The sequence below is a fragment of the Rhodococcus coprophilus NBRC 100603 genome (assembly GCF_001895045.1).
GTDB lineage: Bacteria > Actinomycetota > Actinomycetes > Mycobacteriales > Mycobacteriaceae > Rhodococcus > Rhodococcus coprophilus.
Genome location: NZ_BDAM01000005.1, coordinates 105,256 through 128,452, shown reverse-complemented (window position 1 = coordinate 128,452; position 23,197 = coordinate 105,256). Strand labels below are relative to the sequence as shown.

Below are 23,197 nucleotides of genomic sequence, written 5' to 3'. Positions count from 1 at the left end.
TCCGACTCCTCACGACATCCGCAGGTCCGACAACGACAGCGGCATCATGAAGTCTGCGACGGGTTCGCGCACCCACCAGGCACCCGTGGCCCGGTGCTCCGATCGCGTCGCATAGCGGTACCGGAAGACCCGAGCACGGATGCGGGCCGGGGGAGCCTCAGGGAACGGGTTGTGACGCAGAAGCTTCAGTGTCTTCCTGTCGTTCTCGAGCAACTTGTATACGAAGCGAGGAAACCACGAGGCGGCGTAGTCCCGCGAGATCGCCGCGAACCACATCAGCCAATCGAGCCGCAGATGGTAGGGCGCGTACTGGCGGGGACGACGTCGCACATCTCCCGGTTTGCCTTTGAACTCGTATTCCCGCCATTCGGTGGCGGGCGTCTCCACTCGATCCGCCGTACCCTCCACGATCACCTCGTGCCGCGTACGGGTGATACTGCCGAAGGCACCGTACGCATTGACGAAATGCCACTGGTTGAACGACGCATTCATCGCCTGCCTCCTCGAGGCGAGGTTGCGCACCGGCCGGTAGCTGAGTGCCGCGGTCAAGACGGTCAGCGCCACCACCGCCACGGTGAACGGAAGCGGTGTCGGCGCGTAGTCCGCATTCACCGTCACGATTCGGCCGTAGAACTCGTCCGGCACGACCGACAAGGCCAGGACGATGGTGATCCAGTTGAGCCACGCGAAGTTTCCGCTCGCCACCAGCCACAGTTGGGTCAGGATCATGACGGCCGCCGCCAGTCCCGCGGCGGGCTGCGGGAGGAACAATCCGAACGGCACCACGAGTTGCGTGACGTGGTTTCCGGCCACCTCCACTCTGTGGAGAGGTCGCGGCAGGAGATGGAAGAAGCGGCTCAGCGGTCCGGGCATCGGCTGGGTCTCGTGGTGGTAGTACAGGCACGTGAGATCGCGCCAGCAGGGATCTCCCCGCATTTTGATCAACCCGGCGCCGAACTCCACCCTGAACAGCACCCAGCGTATAAGGATCAGCACGAGGAACGGCGGAGCGACATCGGCGTTGCCGAGAAAGATCGCGAGGACCCCCGCTTCGAGCAGCAGCGACTCCCAGCCGAACGAATACCAGACCTGACCGACGTTGACGATCGACAGATACAGAGCCCACATCCCGAACCAGACGGCCATGCACGCCGGCAGCGGCAACCGCTCGGTGACGCCCACGAGCGTGAATCCGGCCAGCAGCACGCCGACCACAGCGAGTGCTGCGAAGAGCCGATCGGAATAGCGGAAGTGGAACACGCTGGGAGAACTCTTGAAGGAGCGTGCCGCAACGAAGTCCGGCACGGGAAGCAGTCCGCGCGTACCGATGAGAGCGCGGAACTGCAGAAGGGCTGCGAGGAACGCGACCAGGTAGAGCGCGGCGAGGCCACGGGTGACCAGGAGCCGCCCGATCGTGTAGCCGTCAGCCGCCGCCCACTCCGTCACGTCGGCCCGTACCCGCTTCCGCTACAGGTGTCGCCGTACACCTGTACGAGCATGGCACCGCCGCCACCGAACGGGACGACTACGCCGGGATTTCCCTGCGCAATCCGCTTGCTCGCAACACCTGCCGTGCCACTCCGGCCCGCACCGACTCCTCGGTACCGACGATCCTCACGTGCTTGCGGGCCCTGGTGATCGCGGTATAGAGCAGTTCCCGGGTGAGCAGCGCCGATTTCGCCTCGGGCAGCACCACCGACACCGTGCCGTACTGACTTCCCTGACTGCGGTGGATAGTCATCGCATAAACCGTGTTCACCGCCGACAACTGACTGGGATGCAGCAGGTACGGCTCCTCACCCCGGGCGAAGGCGGCGACGAGTTCGTCGCCGCGCCGAACGACTACCCCGGTGTCGCCGTTGTATATGCGCATGTCGTGGTCGTTTGCGGTCACCAGCAGTGGCTGCCCGGGATACCAGCGCTCCGGATCCAGGTAACGGCCGGTCGCAGCACCGATCCACTCCGTCGCCTGTCGCGCCCACCGCTTCACACCCGAAGGCCCGTCGCGGTGCGCACACAGCAACCGATGACTCTCGAATCGATCGAGTGCAGCAGCGACGTCGCCGGCCTCCGCTGCCGCCGTGACCCCCTCGGCCGACCGAACGACGTCCGCGCGGAGAGCGGCCAGATCGGACGGGCCCACGAACGACACCTCGGGACCGCCGCTCTCGAGGATCGCCATGACGTCGTCGTCGCGGCCTTGCCGGACCGCGAGCGCCAAGTCGGCTATCGCGCCGCCGAAGCGTCTTCCCCTGCTCAGACGCACAATGCCGCCTCGCAACCGGTTGTGCTCGGCATCGCTGAGCCCCCGCTCCGCGAAGTCGCCCGGCGCGGTGAGGTCGCGCGGAACGGCGAGGTCGTGCGGCACCGCGCGCTCGAACACCGGGTTGAGCGTGCCCGTGATGGGCCGGCCGACCAGGTCGGCGAGCACCGCACCGGCGTCGACGGATGCGAGCTGGTCGGGATCCCCCACCAGTACCAGACGCGTATCCGGGCGTACGGCTTCGAGCAGGCGGCACATCATGGTCAGCGACACCATCGACGTTTCGTCCACCACGATCACGTCGTACGGCAGGTGATTGCCGGCGTGGTAGCGGAAGCGGGTGCGTCCGCGCTGCCATCCCAGCATCCGGTGCAGCGTCATGGCGGTGAGGTCGGGCGGCAGTTTCAGCTCGGATTCCTGTGCACGCACGGATTCCTGCAACCGGGCGGCAGCCTTCCCGGTGGGCGCCGCGAGCCCGATGCGCAGGTCGCGTCCGTGCAATGCGGTGAGCAGCGCGAGGATGCGCGCGACCGTGTGCGTCTTTCCCGTACCCGGACCACCCGCGATGACCGCGGTCAGGTGAGTGGCCGCGAGCGCGGCAGCGACCCGCTGCCGGTCGGGCGCCGGAGCGGGACGCGCCGGGTCCGTCTGGTCTCGGAAGAGTTCGGTGAGCGCGGAGACGAGTCGCTGTTCGTCGACTTCCGGGAAACGGCCTTCCCGTTCGGCGAGTACCCGCCGGATCGTCTGCTCCTGCCGGAAGTACCGGTCCAGGTACAGCAGCGGACCGTCCGCAGTGTCGATCAGACGCAGTGGCCGCAGTCCGCCGGGTCCGCCACCCACGACGAGCGGGCTGCGGCGCAGCGCGGCGAGGACATCCTCGTCACGGGGCCACGGGAGGTCTTCGGGAGCGACCAACGGGGTTCCGTTTTCGTCCTCCTCCACGGTGACATCGCGCAGACGGTTCAGGTCGAGGCACACCGAACCGGCGCGCACCGCCCGGACGGCGAGTGCCGTGGCGAGGTGCACGTCGGCGTCCGACTCTCCGGCGAGGGTCGCGAGGCGCACTGCGACGTGCACATCGGCGGCGGCGAGGGCACCCGCCTCGTTGAAGGTGCGGAGCGCGCCTTTACCGCGCTGAGCTATCTGCGCATCCGTCACGGCAGGGCCTTTCCGGCGAGGAGGTCCGACAGGTCGGTGACGAGAGCGGCAGGCGGATGCCAGTCGAAGACACCGCTACCGGGCGGGCTCTGCGGGCCGGCCATCCCCCGGACGAACAGGTACTGCACCCCGCCGAGATGAGTCTCGGCGTCGTACCCCGGTAGTCGCCAGCGCAGATAACGGTGCAGCGCCACCGCATACAACAGTGCCTGCATCGGGTAGTGCGCACGAATCATCTCCGCGGCCATCGCCTCACGGGTGTAGTGCGCGGTGGTCAGTTCGTCGACGCGTGCAAGCCGGTTGGTCTTGTAGTCGACGATGACGAACCGGCGCTCGGGTGTGCGCAGCACTGCGTCGATGCTGCCGGTGAGGAAGCCGCGCAGGGGTACCGGCTCGAGGTGGCGCACCGCGTCGGCATAGGGCAGCATCGGATCGCCGGCCGCGAGATGGCGTCGCATCAGCGTCGCCACCCCCTCGAGGGTGACGGTGATCGGCACCGGGTTGTCGCCACCGGTGAGGGGCAATTCGAAATCGAGTTCTGCGAGTCGGTCCGCAGGGGCGAAGTCGGCGAGGGTCCGGCCGAGCGGGCCGAGCGGGGTGCGCAGGACGGGGAGCAGCGCGTCGGCGAGTTCGGTGGGGTCGACCTGCGAGAGTTGGTGCGCGACGACCTCTCTGCAACGTGCGCGGAGTTCGGTGTCGAGATCGGGCGCCGACGTGTCGACGACTTCGAGCACCGCGTGTACGAGTGTGCCGAAGACCGCGCCACCGGGAAGATGGTTCATCGGCGATGCAATGCCCTCCGCGGCGGGTTCCGTTTCGAGGAGCGGAGCCTCCTCCGGTTCGTCGTTCTTCTCGGCTTGTTCCACTTCGCTGCCCACACCCGGTTCGTCGTGGGCGGCGGCGGTGAGCGCGGAATACGAAGTACGGCGCCAGTTTTCGTCGATCACTCGATCGAACGTCGCTGCGGCGAGCGGCCCGAAATCCTCCCGGGGTGCCGACCAGGTGAGCTGCGGAATCTTGAACTGCCCTACTGGTTCGACGGCAATCAGTCCGCCCGCCGGGGCGGCCCACCGCTCGAACTTCTCCGCCATCGCTTCGTCGTGTGGGAGCGGCCCCTCCGCGGCGATGTCCGGTGAACCGGGTTCGCGGGCGAAGAGCAACCGGTGCAGCGGCGATCTGGACGTGGGCGTCGACGGTGCCCACGAGAGGGTGAGCTGGCACTTGGCCCGGGTGATTGCGACGTACAGCAGTCGCAATTCCTCACCGGCTTCTTCCTCGTCGTGCCGGCGCTTGCGTTCCGAATAGCCGGGACTGCCTTTGCCTCCCACGTCGAGGACGCGCCGCCCGTTCTCGTGGAGCAGCAACCTGTCGGGCTCGGGGTTCTTGGCGGCGTCCCAGCCGTACGGGACGTACACGATCGGGAACTCGAGACCCTTGCTGCCGTGCACGGTGAGGATCTGGACGGCAGCGGCGTCGCTGTCGAGGCGGCGGATGCGGTCTGCCGACCCGCCGTCGGGATCGTTGATCCGCTCTTCCAGCCACCGGGTCAGTGCCGCGAGGCCGAGCGATTGTCCGGCGGAAGCCTGTTCGAGCAACTGCGCGACGTGCCGCAGGTCGGTCAGCCGGCGCTCGCCCGACGGCGCGTCGAGGAGCCGTGCCTCGAGATCGCCGTATGCCGCGATCCGTTCGAACACCGCGGAGAATCCCGCGCGGATGTACACCGCGGACAACTCCCGCAACATGCTGCCGATTTCGGCGACGAGCTCGTCTCCGCGTTCGTCGACGTCGGACGCGGTGCGGCCGAGCAGCGGAGTCAGCGCCGCGAGCCGCACCCGATCGGCGCGATGTGGCTGCTCGAGTGCGTAGAGCACCCACAACCATTCGGTGGCCGCAGACGTGGAGAACACACTCGTTCCCCCGGCGAGAACACACGGCACACCGGCCGCCACGAGCGCGTCGTGGACGAGAGCGACCTGCTTGTGCTTGCGGAGCAGCACCGCGATGTGTCCCGGTTCCACCCGTGCCGCACCATCGCCCAGGTCGATGGTGACCTCGTCGTTGCCGAGGATCTTGACGATGTCGGTGGCGACGTCGCGGGCGACCCGAGCGCGCAGACCGTCGAGGTTTCTGGGGAACCCCCAGTCGTTGAGGGGCCCCGCTCCGGCGCGCGGCAGGTGCCTCAGGCGTATCGGGGCGAGACCTCTCAGCCGGGAGTTCGGCTGTGCGGCATCGACCCGGTTCGCGACGATGCGCGTATCCCCCAGTGCCGCACCGCCGTACACGTATTCGCACGCGTTCACCAGGTCGGCGTCGCTGCGCCAGTTGGTGGTCAGCTCGCAGTGCGCGTCGGACGAGGAGACGGCGTCGAGATAACTGAGCACCTCCGCGCCCCGGAACGCATAGATCGCCTGCTTGGGGTCGCCGACCAGCACCAGCCGGGAGTACCCATGGAAGGCTCTCCGCAGGATCTCCCACTGCTTGGGATCGGTGTCCTGGAATTCGTCGATGAGCACGACGCCGAACCGGTTGCGCACCCGGCGGCACGCAGCCTCCCCGTGCTCGGGGTCGAGCAGGACGCGGTGCAGCAACGCCAGCTGGTCGTCGAAGTCGCGCAATCCCATGCGCCGTTTCCGGTCTTCGACCTCGCGACGCACCTCCCGCGCGAAATCCACGCGTTCACCCGCGGGGGTGCCCTCTGCACCCTCGGGGGCCAGGTCGGCCTGTGGATCGAAGATCGCAGCGCGCGCGGCGGTCTTGGCCTCCGCGTACCGGATCGGTGCCTCGCCGCGCCCGTATCGCCGCAGGTACAGATCGGTGACCACCTCGGTGGTGAGGTCGTCGACGTTCTCGACCACGGTGACGTCGGGATCGCGTTCCCCCGCGATACCGAGTTCACCGAGCATCCGCTGACAGAACCCGTGAGTGGTCGAGATCGTCCCCGAGTCGAAGTCCGACAGCGCCTGCCGCAAGCGCGCGCGGCGGGCGTGGACATCGTCGGCGGCGAGGTGGCGGATCAGCGGATCGCCGCTCTCCCGCGCGACATCGGGGTCGGCGAGGGCCCTCACCACCTCCGCGAACCGGTTTCGGGTGCGTTCCCGCAATTCCTGGGTGGCGGCGCGACTGAACGTCACGAGCAGCAGTTGCGACAGGTCGACGACGCCCTCGGCGACGAATCGGGTCGCGAGTCCGACGATCGCGTAGGTCTTGCCCGTGCCGGCACTGGCTTCGAGGACGGTGGTGCCCTCGGGCAGGGGCGCGAGCAGATCGAAGCCGGCCGTGGACGCCCTCGGGGTCGCCGGCGATAAGGTCACGAAGTTTCCTTCCGTCACGGCCTGGCCTGATTCTCCGACGTCAGCAAGGGCTCCCACAGCCTGCGTGCGAGAACCCCGAAACGACTGGGGTCGTCGAACCAGGGACGTTCGTCGTCTCGAGGTCCGGCGTCCGTGAGGGCATCCAGACCGACACCGGATCCGTGCAGGTAGGTCACATGCCTATCCTGCCCGTCGCCGAATGCCCCGCCGAACGCACGACTTGCTGCGGTGATCGCCATCTCGACCGAGTCTCCCCGATGCCGTCGTTCGGCGTATTCGGCGGAGGCACCCGTGACGATCGGCAACGGCGACTGGAGTCCCCGGTCCCGCAGGTCCACCAGACGCGCCAGTTGTTCGGCGGCGTCGGCGGGAGCGAGCAGGGTGGACCGCCACGCCGGAAGCCGCGAACGACTGCGCCCGGTAGTGATCGCCTTCCACTGCCCCGGACGGCCCGACGCAGCGACAGCGAGCAACTGCACCCAGGCGGTGAGGCGGTGTTTGGGACCGAGTTTGGAATACGTGCTCCGGGCGATCACCGTGCCGTGCACCCCGCTCACCGTGCCGGTGAGCCTGCGTCCGCCGTCGAGGTCGAGCACGATGTCGACGGTGTGCGCGCGGCCCGCGTGGACCGGTGCACAGGCGGCGACGAGGCCTTCTACCTCGTTCGTCACGTCGCCGAGCACCCGCTCGCCGAGCGCATACGGCGGCAGCGTGCCGCGGCGCCACTCCGCCGCACGGAAGTCGGCGGCCGACACTCCGGCCAGTCTCGCTTCGAGCATCCTGTCGCCCAGGTTCCACTTGGCCAGCGGATCGAGTTCGACGTCGAGGGCGTCGACGATCCCCTCGTCGAGTTCCGGGATGCGCACTCCGAGGCGCTGCCGCAGGAAACCCTGGCTGGGATGAACCAGGAACGCCACGAGATCGTCGAGATCTACGTCCGTGCGAGCCGGAGCGGCAAGCGTGTCCACCGCCAGACCGGACGGAACAACCGGCTCACGGGAATGACGCTGGGTTGCACGGGCACCCGCCAGTTCGGCGGTACCGAAACCGAACGGTGCGGCGGCCTTGAAGTTGCGCGGGTCGAATGGCTGCAACGGATGACGGCGCACGATCCGCTCGTCGTCGACCGCCGTGCCCGCCATGGTGGTGACCACGTCGCGAATCTCCGTGAGCGGAATGGCCGGTGGCCGGGCGGCACCGGTCACGGCGTCGGCGCCGGTGTAGAACAGCAGGACTCGCTCGCTCGCGGACATGACGGCGTCGAGCAGCAACTGACGATCTTCGCTCCGTGAGTCGCGTTCTCCGACACAGGGATTCTGAGCAAGAACATCGTCGCCGTCGATATGGGCGTTGCGGGGGAACACATCGTCGTCGAGTCCGAGGAGGACGACCACGCGGTGGGGTACCGACCGCATCGGCACCATCGTGCACACCGTCAGTTCGCCTGTGCGGAAATTCGATCGGCTGGGGCGACCAGCCAGGCGGCTCGCGAACATCGCGCGTATGTCGGCCAGCCTCAGGTCTGCCGCACCCGCGTGCTCGATCGCGAGCCCGATCTCCCGGTGAGCCTGAGCAAGCTGCCATGCGTCCGTGGGGGCGACGTCGGTGAGCAGGTCGAGCGCCTGGACGAACGCCGCCGACCACTTCTCTGCGGGCTGCGGACCCCTGAGCCCCAGCAGGGAGACCGTGAGCCGGTCGATGTATTCGGCAAACCTCCCGGCGAGGTCGATGTCGTTGCTGTCGACATCGTCGAGTGGCAATGCCAGAGAAAGCCATTCACCTCCGGACTCGTCGGCGGCGACGCCGAGAAGGATCCGGTCGAGAGCCGTCCCGAAAGTGTTCTGCGGGAAGTCCCCGAGACCGAACGGTCGTCGTTGCCATGGGCCGAGGCCCCAACGCGCTCCGGTCTCGGCTGCCCACTCCTGCAAACGCTCGAGATCGTCGTCGTCGAAACCGAACCGGCGCCGCACGGGTGCCGAGGTGGCGAGATCGAGAACCTCACTCGCTGTGACGCGGGCGTCGGCGAGGCCGAGAAGGTCGTCGAGCACCGACAGAACGGGGTTGGTCCGGCGCAGCCCACGGTCGGCGAGCCGCACCCGCAGCGTGTGGCCGGGGTGTTCACCGACCCCTCGTCCGAACGCGGCGTGGACGAGGGGTGCGTAGGTCTCGACATCCGGGCACATGACGACGACGTCGCGCGGTTCGAGAGTCGGGTCGTCCTGAAAGAGATGCAGCAGACATTCGCGCAGCACCTCGACCTGGCGCGTCGGCCCGTGGCACGCGTGGATCGCGACGGTGCCGTCGGCGCGTGCCGACCCCGGTTCCGGCGTGTGGTCGGCCCGGATGTCGGACTGCAACCGGCCGAGCAACGTCGCGGGCGGTTCGGGTGCGGTGTGGGCGACCTCGGTCGCCTCGAGCGCCGACAACCGCATTTCGAACTCGCGCACGTCGCGTCCGAGCGCCGCCAGCAACGGATGACGGACCCGCAGAGCGCTGTCGTCCTCGGCTCGGCACCGGGGAGTATTGCCGCCGGACAGTGCCGACCACATGGCCGGACTCGGGTGCGGAACCCAGAGGTGTACGTCGCGATGGGCGGCGAGCGCCGAGACGACCGCAAGTTGCACCGCGTCGAGCCGGGTGGGGCCGAACAGCGATACACGTTCGGGCAGGTCCACGATGCCCGGTTCGGCCCGCAGCCGCGAGCACAGGTTACCGAGTTGCTGGGAGGGGCTGTCGGTGCCGATGCGGTCGCGCAGGCGTCGCCAGAGTTCTGCCTGCCAGCGCAGATGGTCGGCGAGAGGGGCGCCCGTGCCGTCGGTGTCGTGGCCCACCGCCCAGTCGGCGATCATGTCCGGGCGCTGCAGTCCGTAGCTGCGGAGCAGATCGGCGAGATGCGCAGCGGTCGCGTACCGGCGACCGGCGCGGTGATCGTCCTGGCCGTGGCCGAGATGCCGGGTCAGCGCCGCGCACCAAGGCTCTCCGACAGAACTGTCCATGACGTCGAGCACCGTCCAGAGCATCCGCGAGTGAAGCCAGGGATCCTCGTCGGCAGTGGTGCCCGATGCCGCGGCGAGGACCTCGTCCACCAGCCGGGACGGTGAGGGAAAGTCGATGTTGGCCGCGACACCGTCACTGTCGGTCGCACCCAGCACTCTCGACAGGCGCTGAGTGAGCCACCGCTCGATGCCACGCGCAGGCACAGCCACGACTTCGCGCGCGAACGGGTCGTCGAGCGGCGCCGCCAGCAACTCGCCGAGCGCGTCGGCAAGGATGTCGGTGCGTTCGGCACGGTGCAGCGTCAGCACGCGTGGGCCCCCTCATGGTCGACTCTGTCGTCGCTACGGGCTTACCACACACAACGGACAGCGCAACGACCACGCAGGTCAGACCGCCGGGGACCGAATCGTCGGGTGCTGTGACCGGGCGCGACGGCGGGACGACGCGCGACCGGGGTCACTCGGGGACGTCGAAGAGCGGAATCTGGTCGCGCATCACGATCCGATCGGTCTCGGCCCGGTATCGCTCCCCCAGTTCCTGCGCGACGTGCGGGGGGCAGCCCAGGTCGCTACCGATCTGTTCCCAGCTCTGGCCGGCCTCGCGGCGCTCCCACGCGAAGCCGCCGTCCTCGTCCCAGGGCGCCGACATGAACCGATCTTGCGCCTCGGAACTGTGACCCGCAACACTATGCGGGGCGTGTCGTGAGACGACTCGAACAACCGGCCGAACGGACTACCCGAGTCGCGCTAGGACGGGACGGAAGCGTTCGAACTAGAGGCAGGCGACGAGGATCGCGGCGAGTCCCCCGATCACCGCGGCGAACGCCATGCCCGCGCCGAGCGAACCCATGAGGACGCCACCGGCGATTCCCCCGAGAAGCATCAGGCAGATGAACAGACACGGACCGACCCACGAATGCTCGACCACCGCGGTGTCGGAGACGTCGACGGGCGGATGCTCGGTGGGCGAAACACGCGTGGGCGCCCATGAATTCGGACTATCAAGATTTTTCGGGCTCGTCAGAAGGCTAGGGGGTACTACGGTCGTCATTCGCGTGTCTCCAACTTTCGTCTCACTCGAGTGCCGAACAGACACGAGGGCCTCGCGGCCTGATCTCGTGAATTCTCTGGCTCACCGACGTGCTGGGAGCTATGCCCCGGACGTCGCGCCCTTAAACGCGCCGACGCCCCAGGCCCGGATACCGGGCCGCATGAAAGGAAAAGTGTTGCTGTGTAGAGGGTACTCGATTGTGTCCTGCGTCACGCGATGTTAGGGATCGATCTCCTCGGGTAGCCGTTTGATGTGACATCGCTGAGCCCATCGACCATTCAAGTCCGAAGGAGCTACGCACGATGACCGAGACCAACACCGCGGCACTGCTCACGCAGCTCCGCACCTTGCATCAACTGACCCATGCCGAAACACAAGTGGCCGAGACCCGTATCGCGCAGGCCCGAACCGAGGCCGTGCGAAAGGAATTGACCCGGAACGCCGAGAATTGCCGTGTACGTGCGGTCGCCATCGAGGAGGCGATCCGCGAGCTCGGTGGACTTCCCGACGTGGTGGGTCCGGTTCTCGGCCGCGCGACCACCGCCGTCAAGTCGCTTGCGGAACAGGCACAGCCGTTCGACGAGGCTCTGCTCGGCGATCTCGCGCTCGAACACCAACTGCTCGACCGCGCCCGTTACGTCAAGGCGCTCGCAACAGCCGACGGCAACTCGTCGATCGTGTCGCTCGCCGACAAGCTCATCAAGGCCCACAGCGCGACGGTCGAATGGCTGACCACGGTGATCGCCGAAGAGGCACTCGGGGGACCCGCAGCGTTGCGGCGCACTCCCCTGCAGGCCGCGGCCGGCGTTGCGGTGCGCTTGGTGAACACACCGGTCACGTGGTCCTCTCGCGGTCTCGACCGCGCCATCGATGTGGCCCGATCGACCCGTCCGCGCATCGAGTCGATTCTGACGCGAGGCGCTCATGCCGGTGACGTCGCGGCAAAGACCTTGGGCGCGACCCGGGATTCCGCTCTCGAGACCGCCGAACGTGTCAGCCGCCGCGAAGGTGCCGACAGCACTGCGGAGGCCCTGCACCGGGTGCGCACCGCATCGGGTGTGCTCACCGCCGACGAACTGCCGATCGAGGACTACGACACGCTCAACGTGGGCAGCGCGGTCGCTGCGGTGAAGGAACTCACCGAAGCTTCCGACATCCGCGCGGTCGTCGCCTACGAGGAAGCGCACAAGAATCGTCACGGCGTCGTATCCGCGGCTCAGACACGCCTCGCCGCGATCGCCCAGGAAGTGCTCAGCTAGTCGCGACAGGGCGCTGAAACCCCAGCGAGTGCCGGGTCCGGATCTCCGGGCCCGGCACTTCCTCGTTCGCACAGCAGTAACCCGTGTCCGCACGCCCCGGAGTGGGTATGCGGCAGGACGGGGAACAACCCGAGAGGATCAACATGACCAAACTGCTTTTCGCCGTCTCTGCCGCCGACCACTGGACGCTGAGCGACGGTACCGAACATCCCACCGGGTTCTGGGCCGAAGAGCTCGTCGAGCCGTACAACGTGTTCGACCAGGCCGGTTACACGATCACCTTCGCCACCCCGGGTGGCGGCACACCCGTGGTCGACCAGGCCAGCCTCGAGCCCGACGCTGCCGGAGGCGAGGACAGGTCCGCCGAACTGAAGAAGAAGCTGGAGGAGCTTCAGCCCAAGCTTTCGAATGCAGCCGTCCTCGAGGACCTGAACGCCGACGACTTCGATCTGCTGTTCGTCCCGGGCGGCCACGGGCCGATGCAAGACCTCGCGGTCGACGAGCGGTTCGGGGAGCTCGTGCGGCACTTCGTCGAGTCGGGCAAGGTCGTCGCGATGGTGTGCCACGCGCCCGCTGCGCTTCTGCCGGCCTTCGCCTCGGGTGGTCGCTGGTTGTTCGAGGGCTACAAGCTGACCGGTTTCACGAACATCGAAGAAGTTCAGGCCGGCCTGGCGAGCAAGGCTCCGTGGCTGCTGCAGGACCGCCTCCAGGAAGCAGGTGCCCTCTTCTCCTCGGGAGAGGCGTGGCAGCCCCACTTGGTCGTGGACCGGAATCTGTACACTGGGCAGAATCCGGCGTCGTCCCGCCCACTCGCCGAGCGAGTCGTGAGCGATCTGGCGGCGAAGTAACGCCTCAGGTGGATCGGCAGTCCGGCGAGGGCGGACGCGCGCGTGAGCGGCGTCCGCCCTCGCCGGTCTCTCGGTCCGGTTCCGCCCTGCTCGGTGCTGCCGCCGGGCGTAAGCCGTGTCGGTGGAAGAGCCTGTCGAGGAATGCGTCCAGATTCTCGCGTACACGCGCAGTCTTCTCTTCGGGCCCGAGATCTTCGCGATACCGGCTTCCGAGCGCGGGCTTCTTTCTTTCCTCGCGCGTAGAGCGAACAGGCGAGGTCGATGCACATGTAGGTGCCGAGGGTGTTGCCCGCCCGTCCGGAGTCGCCGACTTTGGCCGCGGTCATCAACGCGACTCCGCCGCGCGAGTGGGTGGTCAGACACACCGTGCACATCTGCGACTTACCGGAACCGTTCGGTTCGAAGCGCATGGCGATCCCGACGGGTCCGTCTTCACGAGGGACGACAAGGTAGCCGCGACCCGGGAACGACGGGTCGGTCCAACCCAGGAAGTCCAGATCCTCCCAGGGCCGCTCGGCGAGGTCGCGCGGTGCCGGCAGCCGTTTGGCCTCACCTTTGGAGCAGTTGACGAACGACGCCCTGATGTCTCGTTCGGTGATCGCTTCCATGCCGGCGGAACTCCTTTTTCGTTTGGTCGGCTAACCGAATAGACGCTACGCGCGGCCGGAAAACCGAGCAAAGTGTTTCGAGTCAGGTCGCCGGGACCGGAGCGGCGGTCTTCGGCGTGCCCAGGCCGGCGCGGCGCATACCGACGGCATACAACGCGAGTCCGACGACGATCCACACGGCGAGCGTGCACGCCGCCACGAGTCCACCCGCTCCCTGGAAGTAGGCCGCGGAGCGGACCAGCGTCCCGGCCGCGCCCGGGGGAAGGATCTGACCGAAGGCCCCGAGCCCGGTCGGTAGCCACGCGGACGTCGTCGAGATCCCGGCAAGCGGGTTACCGAGGAACATCATCGCCATGGCTCCGATGGTGAAACCCTTGGCCCCGAACAGTTTTTGGAGTCCTGCCAGCGGGAACGCCAGTGCTGCGATGCCCATGGCGACAGACGCTGCGACTGCCCAGAATCCTGTATCCACGCTGCCGAAGGCGTAGGTGAGAACGGCCGCGACGATGGTCCCGCCGACGACGGCGAAAGTGAACAATCCCGCCAGGTACCAGCCGTTGCTGCGCGGCAGAATCTTACGGAAAGCGACGACCGGGACGATACCGCCGAATACGAGAGGGAAGGCCAGTCCGCCGATTCCGACTCCCGTGGGATCCGACGGCGGGAGCGGGACCACGTCCTCCACGGTGACCGCCGAATCCGTCACTTGGCCGATAGCGTTGGCCGTGCCGGCGAGAGTGCCCGAGATGGTGGCCGATCCGGCGCTGGTGACCAGCGCGTGCACTCCGGAGTCTTCGACGACGAACCCTCCGACGATCTCGCGGTCGAGGATCGCGTCGCGCAGATCCTGTTCCGAGTCGTACCGCTGAGGCGCATACGCGTCGGGAGCGGCAGTCACGAGGGCCTGCTCGAAGTCGTCGACGACCGCGGGCGTCCCGGCCAGACCGACACTCAGGTCGTGAGCCCCGCTCTTGAGCAACGGCATGATGAAGACCATCAGCAGCAGAACCAGAATCACGCCGAGACCAGCGGTCATACCCAGCAGCATGAACGCCGAGTGAGGCTTGCGCTTGCTCCCGGCCGCGGACGGATCCGTGTCGTGAGCGGGCGTATCGGTGCTGGGGTGTGACATCTGCTCTTCTCTCACAGGGGACCGGCGGCTAACCGGATGCTATTCCTCCGATTGTAGCGGATGCTTTTCCTCCGGTTATCTCCGTGGTGTCCAATGGAACAGCCGCACTACCTCCGTGCAGTCACCACCGGCACCACAGAAAGAGGAACCATGCGCTCCGATGCTGCGAGACGTCGCCAGGCCATCGTCCGGGAAGCACGTCGGTTGTTCGCAGCCGAGGGCAGCGACGTCGCGCTCGAAACCATCGCGGAGGCGGCGGGGGTAGGGATCGCCACCCTCTACCGGAACTTCGACTCGAGGACCGCACTGGCAGACGAGGTGGCACTGTCCATCCTCGACGACATGCAGCACGCAGCCGACCAGGCGCTCGGAACCATCGCCACCTCTCCGGAAACCGCCTGGGCCGAGTACGTGCATCGACTCGTCGGCCTGGATCTCGGCGCACTGGCCGCAGCACTGGCCGAGTTCGTGGCGGACGAAATCTCCGGGGCGGTCAGGGATTCGCAGATCCGGACGCTCGACGGTGTCGAGCGCCTGCTCGCCGCCGCGCGTGCGGAAGGCCTCGTCCGATCGGACCTCGGCGCATTGGAACTCGTCCTCGCAATCGGGATGATCACTCGCCCGCAACCCGAAGTCATTCGCGCCGCGACGCCGAACCTTGTGCCACAACTGGTTTCGATCTTCCTGGCGGGTATGCGCCCCTGACGCCGAACAGGTGAGGGATCTCACCCGCCGGAAGGCTCCGAACCGGTGTGACAATAGAAGTGTCGGCTCGCGGGCTCCGGCACGTCCATCCGTATGGGTGCGGCGCCCCGTGTCTGCGCCACTACACCTCTCCTCAGGTGGCACGGCAATCGTCTCGGTGTCGAGAAATCACCCACCGGACGGTCGATTCCGACACCCGCGTGCACAAGAAAGCAGTCTCCATGCAGTTCTCGACCGGTCAGATCGTCGTCCACCCCCACCACGGCCCGGCAACAATCCTCGAGATTTTCGACCGGACGATCAGGAACACCGAAGTGTCCTATCTCCGGCTTGCAGTACACCGGTCCGACCTCACAATCGACGTGCCGGTCGGCAAAGCCGACGAATTGGGGCTCAGGGAGATCTGCCACACCACAGAACTGAAGGAACTTTTCGACGTCCTGCACGCCCCCACGCCCGTCGAAGACAACGGATGGTCGCGTCGATTCAAGGATCACCAGGACAAGTTGCGGCTCGGTGATCTGCTCGTCACAGCCGGCGTCGTCCGGGATCTGACTCGCCGCGAGCACCGGTGCGGCCTCTCTCTCGGCGAAAAGAAGATGCTCCGATCCGCGCGCGGCCCCGTTCTCACCGAACTCTGCCTGGCCCTGTCGATTCCGGACGACCAGGCAGAGACTCTCCTCGACTCGGCGATTCTGGAACCCGCACCGGCTCTCGAACAACAGGTCCTCGCAGAAGCCGGTTGAGCCGACCAGTCTTCACGCCCGGCTCTCCGACGGTGCCTCGTCGGTGTCTCCGGAGCGCGCCAGTCCCGGCATCATCCACTGAAGCGGCGCCTCCCAGCGATCTACACGATCGGGGAAACAGATTTTCAAGACCTCGACCATGAGGGACGGTGCAACGGACGCACCCGGTGATGCACCCAGCAGACCCGCAATGGATCCGTCTGCACCGGTGACGATTTCGGTTCCGAACGTCAGCACGCCGACCTTGCGCCGATCCGGTTTGATCAACTGTGCACGCTGACCGGCCTCGATCGGGTACCAATCAGCAGCCTCGGCGGCAGGATGGACGCCCCGACACCGTCCAGCGACCGTCCTGATCGCGACGCAGTCTGTCACCTTCCCACGGCGCGGGCCACGCATCAGCGGGATCGGGCATGTAATTCAATTCGCAGAACCCCGCGTGGCCGGCTCCGGCGTCGTTCCACGAGGAACTGCTTTCGGGTGGCCGCTGGAACCCAGGATCGATCGGAACACGTCGCGTCGCGCACGGGCGTAACGACCCCGCGCAGGCACCGATACCCAGGAAAGGAGATCACCCCACCGAAGGAATCCGGATGTCGACGCAACCTCCCCCAGACGGGTACGGATACGGACCTCCCCCGTTCGATCAGCCGGCCCAGCGTCCGCCCGGGCGCCCGAAGTGGCCCTGGGTTGTGGGTGGAGTCATCGTCGCCGCGATCATCGCGGCACTGGCCGGTCTCGCCGTCGTGCTCGTGCGCAACTCGGACTCCGCGCCGGAGGAGGCCGCCGCCCCCGCTTCACCTGCACAGACGGTCACCGTCACCGCAGACTCTCCCACCCCGTCTGCGTCGGCGACGGCGACCGAGCCCACCGCATCCCCACCAGAGGGTCTCCCCACCGACGGGATCTTGAAGGTCGGTGTGGACATCGCGCCCGGCGAATACGCAGTGAGCCCCACCCGCCCGTACGGCGGTTACTGGGAGCGCCTGTCCTGCCTGACGGGCGATTTCTCCTGCTTGCTCGCCAACGACAACGTGCAGGGCAACAGTTACCTGACCGTCCTGCCCGGCGATGTCGCGCTGCGCGTCGAGGGACTCGAGCTGACTCCGACCGGCAATCCCGCTCCCGGCACGGCATCAGCCCCGGCGCAATCTCCCTCGTCCGCTCCCACACTCGCCGACACCGACGCCCAGGGCTTCGTCGGCGTCCCCCAGGCGCGCTGCAACCACACCAACCCCGCGATCGCCGCCGGCCGGACCGCCGAGTCACTCGTCGTCGTGTGCGAAACGGGGGTGGGACGCCTGTACTACAAGGGGATGCGTGTCGCGGACGGGACGTCGATCGAAATCGACGACCCCGTCGCCTCCGGAAACGGTTTCACCGTATCCAACGGTGCTGTGCAGTACAGCATTTCGCCTGAATCTCTTGTCATCACCGAAGGCTCCGCACTCCTCGGTGAGGAGCCGATGGTCCAGTACTGGTCGCGCTAGATTTCCCGGCCACCTCCCGTTGCCCTACCCGGTAACGTAGATTTCACCTATGGCGAAGAACGAAATCCCGCACGAAGATCTCAACCTTTCCCACATCGGCAAGTACGTGCGCGTCGACCTGAAGAACACGGTCACGGACCACGAGACCCTCGCGGCCGGTGTTCTCACGCGCATCACTCACCACCTCGATATCGGCGACGACTCCGCGCCCGTCACGCGGATCTCCGTCGAACTCGCAGGTACCGATGTGGACTTCGTGTTGCGCGACGACTGCCCTGTCCGGATCGCGGACACTCTGAAAGAGTTGTTCGGCAACACCTGAGCCCGGCCGAGCGCACGGTCCCCGGAAGGTCCATGAACAGCCGACCCGGGGCCGTGCCGCCACCGGAACCGGACACCGTGAGCCCGATGGTTCGTCGCCGCTACCGCGTTCTCTCCGAAGCCTCCAGACGCCGCTAGGACCCAGCGCGAAACGGAAGCCGGGACGCCACCGCGGCCGTCCACCGACCGACGACGACCGCGCCTGTGATCGCTCGCCGCATCAGATTCGCCGCCCCACGCTGGGGCAACCCGGCGATGTGATGCTCCATCGTCGCCGGAGACTCGGACCTGTTGTCCGCCAGCATCTTCGTCACATACACCGCCGCGAGCTGGTGGGAATCCATGGCACTGTGACCCATGATGGGTATCGACACCAGCACCGCGCCGGGTACCAAATCTACGATCTTTTCTGCGATCGGAGGTGGCGTCCGCAGGTCGCGGCCACCGGAGATCACCGCGGTCGGCCACGAGAATGCCGGGATCTGCGAGGGAAGGTCGAAAGGCTCCCCCACGAAGTCCGGGTGCCGCGTCGCCGCGGCCGCGAAAATCTCTTGCGGGTCGAGCAGTTCACCGTCGGGCGGTAGCCCGTATCCGAGCTCCCGGAAGGCAATCCGCGAAACAAGATCGGGTTCGAAGAAGAACGGTGCTCCCCCGCCGTCTATCTCGGCCGAGCCGGCGTTTGCCACCCGATTCCAGATGCGCCGCAATCGTCCGTTGCTCCGCTGGACGAGAAATTCCCGGAGAAGGTCCGGACCTCCGTACTCGTATGCGATCTGCACGACCACGTTGATCTCCGGCTCCGGCACCCCACACGCGAGCGCGGTACGCAAGGCTTCGACCACCGGCGCCAGATCCGGGTCGGTCGTTTCGAGAAACAGTCCGCGCCGATACGAGCGTGCACCCTCGATGTCATCCGCAACCGACAGCATCGGCGAATCGAGGATCATTCCCGCGACCCGATCCGGATACCGGACCCCGAAGCCCTGTGCAAGGTACGTGCCGTAGGACGAGCCGTAGACGATCACACGCTCGACCCCCGCATCGTCGAGGACCGCGGCGAGATCCTCGACCACGTGGTCGACCGTGACCGCTTCGCTCGGCAGCTCGTTGCCGTGCACATCGCGGCGCGACAATCCGATGCCGCGATGCTCCATCATCAGGACGTCGAGTCCTGCATGCTCTGCTCGACGGCGCAAACTGCGATAGGGCAGGACGGAAGCAAGTCCCGGTCCGCCGGGCACCATGAGCACAGGAACTTTCCCGCGGGGCCCGGTCCGGACGTAGGTCAGCGGAAACTGTGTCTCGGTGCCGTCTCCGACCGGTCGCATCACTTCGTGCCCGTGGCTACCGGCGATCTTGTGGGCCGCCCTCTTCAGCACGGTCGCCTGGAGTGAAGCCATGTGCCCACTCAACCACGACGGACTGCCGCGCGAACAGAAGTGCTCCGAATCAACACTCGACATGCCCGTTGTGCGACCCATACAGTGACGCCGTGAAGCTGCGCCTGAGCCTTCCTCCATGCGAGTGGCGCTCAGCGCGCCCGGACCTACCAGCCGGGATCCCCAGGGACGAAGTATTCGCGCGAATCGAGACGGGACCCCGCCGATGACCGAATCCGTGCACTGGTGCCTGGAACACGGCCCACGAAACGGGGAAACCATCGTCATGCTCCACGGCAACAATGCCGGGGGCTGGATGTGGGGTCCGCAGATCGAACGCCTCCCCGAGCGTCATCTGCTGACGCCGGACCTGCCGGCGCTCGGCGAGCGCTATGGGCTGCGGTGGCCGGGGATGCGCGCTGCCGCCGACGACATCGCCGAGATCATCCGCGAACATGCAATCGGCGGAACCGCGCACGTCGTCGGGCTGTCACTCGGCGGGTTCGTCGCCGTTCATCTCGTGCATCGTCACCCCCAGCTCGTTCGCAGTTGCATGATCACAGGCGTTGCGCTCACCGGGCTGACGTCACTCGAACGCTTCCTCATCCCGCCCCAGATCCCGTTGTGGCGCAAACGTTGGTACTGGCGAGCACAGGCCGCGGCGTTCGGCGTTCCGGCCGACGGGAGGGACCTTTACGTCGAATCAGCAGTCCGCGTCTCCCCCGACACCAACCGGACCATATTCCGCGAGCTCGCCGAAAGCACCGTCCCCGCGGAGCCTTTCGCGTACTCCGGCCCGATATTGGCCGTCGCGGGCGAGAAGGAACAGCGCTCCGTGCGCGACGCCTTCCCTGCCCTCGGGCAAGCGCTCCCGCAACTGCAGACGTGGGTGGCGCCGGGGATGCACCATCCGTGGAACATCGAGGATCCGGACTTGTTCACCGAGGTCCTCCGCACATTCGCCGACACCGGGGAAAGGGAAGCTTCAGGCGAGGCCACCCGCCCGAATCCCTGACGGCGGGTCTCGACCCGCATCGCCGTGAACATGGACGACGGTGGGATGATTATCAGGTGCCGATGCCCTCACCGCTTCCCGTCAGAGACGGCGTGGGACCGACGCGGCTGCAAGTACCGACTTCAGGGCCGTGGAAAACGATCGCCGAGTACACCCTCGCGAGATTCGATCACCTCGACCCCGACGAGATGCACCGACGGTTCGACGCCGGTGAAATCGTGGACCGCGACGGCCAACCGATCAGCCGTCACACGGCGCTGGGTGCGCATCCTTTCGTCTGGTACTACCGCGACCTGCCGGCCGAGGAGCCGATTCCCTTTCGCGAGGAGATCCTGCACATAGACGACGACCTCGTCGTGATCGACAAGCCGCACTTTCTTCCGACCACCCCGGGTGGCCGGTACCTGCGTGAGTCCGCACTCGTCCGGCTACGCCTCCGCCTCGACATCCCGGACCTGACGCCCATCCATCGTCTCGACCGCGCTACCGCCGGTGTGGTGATGTTCTCCGCGCGACCCGAAACGCGCGGTGCGTACCAAACGTTGTTCGAGAAGCGGCAAGTCACGAAGGTCTACGAAGCGGTCTCGGCCCAGCCACCGGAATGGGAACCCGGCGCACCGGCTCTCGGAGGTCGCTCGCTTCCCGTCCTCTACCGCAACCACATCGCGGTTCATCGTGGAGAGCTTCGAGCCGTCGTCGACGACGTTCGTGAGCCTAACGCCGAGACGCTGATCGATGTGTGCGGGACCGGCGTAAGTGCCTCGGGACATGCTGTGCTGCACACGATTCTGCGTCCACTCACAGGGCGGATGCACCAGTTACGAGTGCACCTCGCGGCGCTCGGGGCAGGAATTCTGGGCGATCGCTGGTATCCCGAGCTGTTGCCCGAATCGCCCGACGACTATTCGCAGCCGCTCCAATTGCTCGCACGGGAAGTGGAATTCGCAGATCCCCTGACCGGTGTACCGCGTCGATTCGTCACGCGACGTACCTTGGATGAAGCACCGATTTCGTAGGCACTCCGACGGGATCGATTGGAAACAATGCCGTTGGTCGTTACCTCCTCGGGTCGGACCCGAGCGTGGCACCTTTCTCCTCGCACTGGTGCGATCGCGCGGGATACTCATTGTGTCCGGGCAGACATAACACGATGGCCACTCAGGCCGAGATCCTTCCCCGCGACATACGGCTTTGGCTCGACAGCACCTCCTCACGTGTCAAACGAGGGCGCCGCACGCAAGGCCGCCGGCGAACCATTGCAGTGATACCCACTGTGGGTACAAAACTGTGGGTATAACAATGGACGGAAGGGGCAATGACAGTCCGCGATACCGGGTGACCGAAATGACCTGCAGACATTGCGATACACCGGTTCGCGAAGAGGTCGCCGACACGGACGTTCTCGCCGCCCTCGAGGAAGCCCGCTAAACACCAGGGAGGCACCGATGAAGACGGAATCCAAGCTCGCGCTCTGTGCGGTCGGACTGGTAGTTGTCGTCGGTGGGGCAGTCGGTCTTGCAGGCGTCACCGGTAGCGACAGTGCCGTGGAGTCTCGGACGGGGAGTTCACACCACGATAACTCGCACGAGTCGGGTGGCACTGCCGGCCACCACCACGCATCCGACGGTGGCGCACTGCCGGAGGGCCTCCGGGTCGCGACCGACCCGACGTATCCGGTGGGCACGACGGTGGTGCTGACCGCCGACCACATGCCCGGCATGGACGGCGCGCTGGCCACGATATCCGGAGCGTTCGACACCACCACCTACTCGGTCAGCTACACCCCCACAACCGGCGGCAGTCCCGTGGTCGACCACCGGTGGGTGGTCCAGGAAGAACTCGAGAACCCCGGGCCGGCGCCGCTGGCAGACGGAACCCAGGTGGTGCTGCGGGCCGATCACATGCCCGGCATGGACGGCGCCCGGGCGACGATCGACAGTTCCACCGACGAAACCGTCTACATGGTCGATCTTCAAGCCGACGGCATCGAGATGAGAGACCACAAGTGGGTCGTCGAAAGCGAGATCACCCCTGTACGCTGATGGGCCGTCAGTGTCCGAAGAGCTTCTCCAGCGCCCCGAGACTCACTGCCCCGGGGCGCCTTCCGCCCGCCGGTGGAGCCTGCTCGCGCCTCCGGACAACGGACCTGTGCCCGACCGAAAGCGTCCGGTGGCGTGCCCGCAAAACGCCCGACAGAACGTCGACGTAGACCAGTCGGCGTACGAGTGCCGGCCGTGCAGAACCCAAGTCCCCTCGCCGGCTAGTGGGCTAACTACCATCTGCACGAGGCAGCTCTCGATCTACCTGCAACCGCAGCTGAATATCGGCCCGTAGCGGAAACCTCACCGCATCTCGAATCCCGAACAGCGTGTGAAGCCATGCCAACCAGCAACATTCGGTTTGGAAGCAGACTTCACACCCTGGCTCACTCGACCACCGAACGAACGATCTCGGCGATGCGTTTCTCGGTGTCCTCGTCGACGGTCTCGAAATACCACGCGGCGGGCATCAGCGCCCCGTCCACCCCGCCTGCAGGTCGGAACGCAGCCTTCTCCGTGATCGCGAGGTTCAAGCGTTCGTCGTTGCGCAGCGTCACGAGCGCGGGGGTGCCTGCCGTTTTCGCGTAGGCAGGCATTCCGTACCAGATCCGCGGCTTCAAGGTCGGGGCCGTGGCCACGATGATGTCGTGCACACGCTGCACGACCGCCCGCCGCGGCTCTTCCATCTTCGAGATCTTGTCGAGCACCTGCGTCAGGTTTTTCTCGTCCTTCGACAACATGTCACGTCCTCTCGTCAGCCGATGCCGGGCATCGGCGAAATGAAGGTGGCGTATCGATACGCCGCACTCCATCCGGACATGTCCTGACTGCTCAGGCCTCTCCGCGATGATTCACGTGGTCGTCACGTGGAAGCGC

At 66.7% G+C, this 23,197-nt stretch carries 20 protein-coding genes and 1 pseudogene; 9 read left to right on the top strand and 12 right to left on the bottom strand.

Annotated features, from left to right (window positions below; all coding sequences use genetic code 11):
* Positions 1-9: 9 nt before the first annotated feature.
* From RDCOP1_RS09340 to RDCOP1_RS21310, 6 genes are all read right to left on the bottom strand, one after another.
* On the bottom strand, positions 10-1,446 hold the full coding sequence (locus RDCOP1_RS09340) for a lipase maturation factor family protein (RefSeq protein ID WP_072699849.1): 1,437 nt from the start codon (positions 1,444-1,446) through the stop codon (positions 10-12).
* 79 nt (positions 1,447-1,525) lie between these two features.
* Positions 1,526-3,421, bottom strand: a complete 1,896-nt coding sequence (gene recD / locus RDCOP1_RS09335) for an exodeoxyribonuclease V subunit alpha (protein WP_072699848.1) — start codon at positions 3,419-3,421, stop codon at positions 1,526-1,528.
* The gene (locus RDCOP1_RS09330) at positions 3,418-6,732 is read right to left on the bottom strand and encodes a UvrD-helicase domain-containing protein (protein ID WP_231922983.1); all 3,315 of its coding nucleotides are present in this window, start codon (positions 6,730-6,732) and stop codon (positions 3,418-3,420) included. Before RDCOP1_RS09330 ends, recD begins: the two co-directional genes overlap by 4 nt.
* A 14-nt stretch (positions 6,733-6,746) precedes the next feature.
* Entirely contained in the window at positions 6,747-10,037 is a 3,291-nt protein-coding gene (gene recC / locus RDCOP1_RS09325) for an exodeoxyribonuclease V subunit gamma (RefSeq protein WP_072700371.1), read from the bottom strand.
* Positions 10,038-10,185: 148 nt separating this feature from the next.
* Positions 10,186-10,377 carry a hypothetical protein gene (locus RDCOP1_RS09320; RefSeq protein ID WP_072699846.1) on the bottom strand — a complete coding sequence of 64 codons (192 nt, stop codon included), beginning with the start codon at positions 10,375-10,377 and terminating at the stop codon, positions 10,186-10,188.
* Positions 10,378-10,500: 123 nt separating this feature from the next.
* Positions 10,501-10,779 carry a hypothetical protein gene (locus tag RDCOP1_RS21310; RefSeq protein ID WP_143152189.1) on the bottom strand — a complete coding sequence of 93 codons (279 nt, stop codon included), beginning with the start codon at positions 10,777-10,779 and terminating at the stop codon, positions 10,501-10,503.
* A gap of 302 nt (positions 10,780-11,081) precedes the next feature.
* Here RDCOP1_RS21310 and RDCOP1_RS09315 point away from each other — a divergent pair, with 302 nt between their 5' ends.
* Both RDCOP1_RS09315 and RDCOP1_RS09310 read left to right on the top strand, forming a co-directional pair.
* Complete coding sequence (locus tag RDCOP1_RS09315) at positions 11,082-12,038, top strand: DUF8129 domain-containing protein (protein ID WP_072699845.1); 957 nt, start codon at positions 11,082-11,084, stop codon at positions 12,036-12,038.
* A 143-nt stretch (positions 12,039-12,181) separates the two neighbouring features.
* The gene (locus tag RDCOP1_RS09310) at positions 12,182-12,886 is read left to right on the top strand and encodes a type 1 glutamine amidotransferase domain-containing protein (protein ID WP_072700369.1); all 705 of its coding nucleotides are present in this window, start codon (positions 12,182-12,184) and stop codon (positions 12,884-12,886) included.
* Positions 12,887-13,010: 124 nt separating this feature from the next.
* On the opposite strand, the pseudogene RDCOP1_RS09305 reads toward RDCOP1_RS09310, so the two are convergent.
* Together RDCOP1_RS09305 and RDCOP1_RS09300 are read right to left on the bottom strand one after the other, a co-directional pair.
* A pseudogene (locus RDCOP1_RS09305) lies at positions 13,011-13,494 on the bottom strand (FBP domain-containing protein); the annotation flags it as partial.
* Positions 13,495-13,576: 82 nt separating this feature from the next.
* Positions 13,577-14,626: a hypothetical protein gene (locus tag RDCOP1_RS09300; RefSeq protein ID WP_072699844.1), complete on the bottom strand. Its 1,050-nt coding sequence runs from the start codon at positions 14,624-14,626 to the stop codon at positions 13,577-13,579.
* A 150-nt stretch (positions 14,627-14,776) separates the two neighbouring features.
* On the opposite strand from RDCOP1_RS09300, the gene RDCOP1_RS09295 reads away from it, so the two are divergent.
* On the top strand, positions 14,777-15,331 hold the full coding sequence (locus RDCOP1_RS09295) for a TetR/AcrR family transcriptional regulator (RefSeq protein ID WP_072700367.1): 555 nt from the start codon (positions 14,777-14,779) through the stop codon (positions 15,329-15,331).
* Positions 15,332-15,552: 221 nt separating this feature from the next.
* Positions 15,553-16,077, top strand: coding sequence for a CarD family transcriptional regulator (locus RDCOP1_RS09290; RefSeq protein ID WP_072700365.1), 525 nt, complete (start codon positions 15,553-15,555; stop codon positions 16,075-16,077).
* A 12-nt stretch (positions 16,078-16,089) separates the two neighbouring features.
* On the opposite strand, the gene RDCOP1_RS21305 is transcribed toward RDCOP1_RS09290, so the two are convergent.
* Positions 16,090-16,344, bottom strand: a complete 255-nt coding sequence (locus RDCOP1_RS21305; RefSeq protein ID WP_371836814.1) for a malate:quinone oxidoreductase — start codon at positions 16,342-16,344, stop codon at positions 16,090-16,092.
* A 34-nt stretch (positions 16,345-16,378) separates the two neighbouring features.
* Positions 16,379-16,582, bottom strand: a complete 204-nt coding sequence (locus RDCOP1_RS22005; RefSeq protein WP_363742071.1) for a malate:quinone oxidoreductase — start codon at positions 16,580-16,582, stop codon at positions 16,379-16,381.
* An 88-nt stretch (positions 16,583-16,670) separates the two neighbouring features.
* Between RDCOP1_RS22005 and RDCOP1_RS09275 the strand changes: the two genes are divergently transcribed.
* Both RDCOP1_RS09275 and RDCOP1_RS09270 read left to right on the top strand, forming a co-directional pair.
* Positions 16,671-17,567 (top strand): Rv1352/Rv1906c domain-containing protein, encoded by an 897-nt coding sequence (locus tag RDCOP1_RS09275; RefSeq protein WP_143152188.1) that lies wholly within the window; start codon positions 16,671-16,673, stop codon positions 17,565-17,567.
* Between the two features lie 49 nt (positions 17,568-17,616).
* Positions 17,617-17,889: a hypothetical protein gene (locus RDCOP1_RS09270; protein WP_072699841.1), complete on the top strand. Its 273-nt coding sequence runs from the start codon at positions 17,617-17,619 to the stop codon at positions 17,887-17,889.
* Between the two features lie 133 nt (positions 17,890-18,022).
* Here the strand turns inward: RDCOP1_RS09270 and RDCOP1_RS09265 are convergent, their stop codons facing one another.
* A complete protein-coding gene (locus RDCOP1_RS09265) occupies positions 18,023-19,288 on the bottom strand; it encodes an alpha/beta hydrolase (RefSeq protein WP_072699840.1) in 1,266 nt (421 codons plus the stop codon).
* Positions 19,289-19,493: 205 nt separating this feature from the next.
* On the opposite strand from RDCOP1_RS09265, the gene RDCOP1_RS09260 reads away from it, so the two are divergent.
* The 3 genes from RDCOP1_RS09260 to RDCOP1_RS09250 all read left to right on the top strand — a co-directional run bounded on the left by RDCOP1_RS09260 (position 19,494) and on the right by RDCOP1_RS09250 (position 22,324).
* Positions 19,494-20,282 carry an alpha/beta fold hydrolase gene (locus RDCOP1_RS09260; protein WP_072699839.1) on the top strand — a complete coding sequence of 263 codons (789 nt, stop codon included), beginning with the start codon at positions 19,494-19,496 and terminating at the stop codon, positions 20,280-20,282.
* Between the two features lie 62 nt (positions 20,283-20,344).
* The gene (locus RDCOP1_RS09255) at positions 20,345-21,298 is read left to right on the top strand and encodes a pseudouridine synthase (RefSeq protein WP_072700363.1); all 954 of its coding nucleotides are present in this window, start codon (positions 20,345-20,347) and stop codon (positions 21,296-21,298) included.
* A 429-nt stretch (positions 21,299-21,727) separates the two neighbouring features.
* Positions 21,728-22,324, top strand: coding sequence for a YdhK family protein (locus RDCOP1_RS09250; protein WP_072699838.1), 597 nt, complete (start codon positions 21,728-21,730; stop codon positions 22,322-22,324).
* 383 nt (positions 22,325-22,707) lie between these two features.
* On the opposite strand, the gene RDCOP1_RS09245 is transcribed toward RDCOP1_RS09250, so the two are convergent.
* The gene (locus RDCOP1_RS09245) at positions 22,708-23,061 is read right to left on the bottom strand and encodes a DUF1801 domain-containing protein (protein WP_072699837.1); all 354 of its coding nucleotides are present in this window, start codon (positions 23,059-23,061) and stop codon (positions 22,708-22,710) included.
* Positions 23,062-23,197 lie beyond the last annotated feature (136 nt).

Coding starts and splice junctions, on each gene's coding strand:
- RDCOP1_RS09320 (WP_072699846.1), bottom strand. CDS start 10,377: ATGTCGGCGCCCTGGGACGAGGACGGCGGCTTCGCGTGGGAGCGCCGC.
- RDCOP1_RS09260 (WP_072699839.1), top strand. CDS start 19,494: ATGACCGAATCCGTGCACTGGTGCCTGGAACACGGCCCACGAAACGGG.
- RDCOP1_RS09270 (WP_072699841.1), top strand. CDS start 17,617: ATGGCGAAGAACGAAATCCCGCACGAAGATCTCAACCTTTCCCACATC.
- RDCOP1_RS21310 (WP_143152189.1), bottom strand. CDS start 10,779: ATGACGACCGTAGTACCCCCTAGCCTTCTGACGAGCCCGAAAAATCTT.
- RDCOP1_RS09245 (WP_072699837.1), bottom strand. CDS start 23,061: ATGTTGTCGAAGGACGAGAAAAACCTGACGCAGGTGCTCGACAAGATC.
- RDCOP1_RS09255 (WP_072700363.1), top strand. CDS start 20,345: ATGCCCTCACCGCTTCCCGTCAGAGACGGCGTGGGACCGACGCGGCTG.
- RDCOP1_RS09275 (WP_143152188.1), top strand. CDS start 16,671: ATGTCGACGCAACCTCCCCCAGACGGGTACGGATACGGACCTCCCCCG.
- RDCOP1_RS09315 (WP_072699845.1), top strand. CDS start 11,082: ATGACCGAGACCAACACCGCGGCACTGCTCACGCAGCTCCGCACCTTG.
- RDCOP1_RS09250 (WP_072699838.1), top strand. CDS start 21,728: ATGAAGACGGAATCCAAGCTCGCGCTCTGTGCGGTCGGACTGGTAGTT.
- RDCOP1_RS09290 (WP_072700365.1), top strand. CDS start 15,553: ATGCAGTTCTCGACCGGTCAGATCGTCGTCCACCCCCACCACGGCCCG.
- RDCOP1_RS09300 (WP_072699844.1), bottom strand. CDS start 14,626: ATGTCACACCCCAGCACCGATACGCCCGCTCACGACACGGATCCGTCC.
- RDCOP1_RS09310 (WP_072700369.1), top strand. CDS start 12,182: ATGACCAAACTGCTTTTCGCCGTCTCTGCCGCCGACCACTGGACGCTG.
- RDCOP1_RS09265 (WP_072699840.1), bottom strand. CDS start 19,288: ATGGCTTCACTCCAGGCGACCGTGCTGAAGAGGGCGGCCCACAAGATC.
- RDCOP1_RS09295 (WP_072700367.1), top strand. CDS start 14,777: ATGCGCTCCGATGCTGCGAGACGTCGCCAGGCCATCGTCCGGGAAGCA.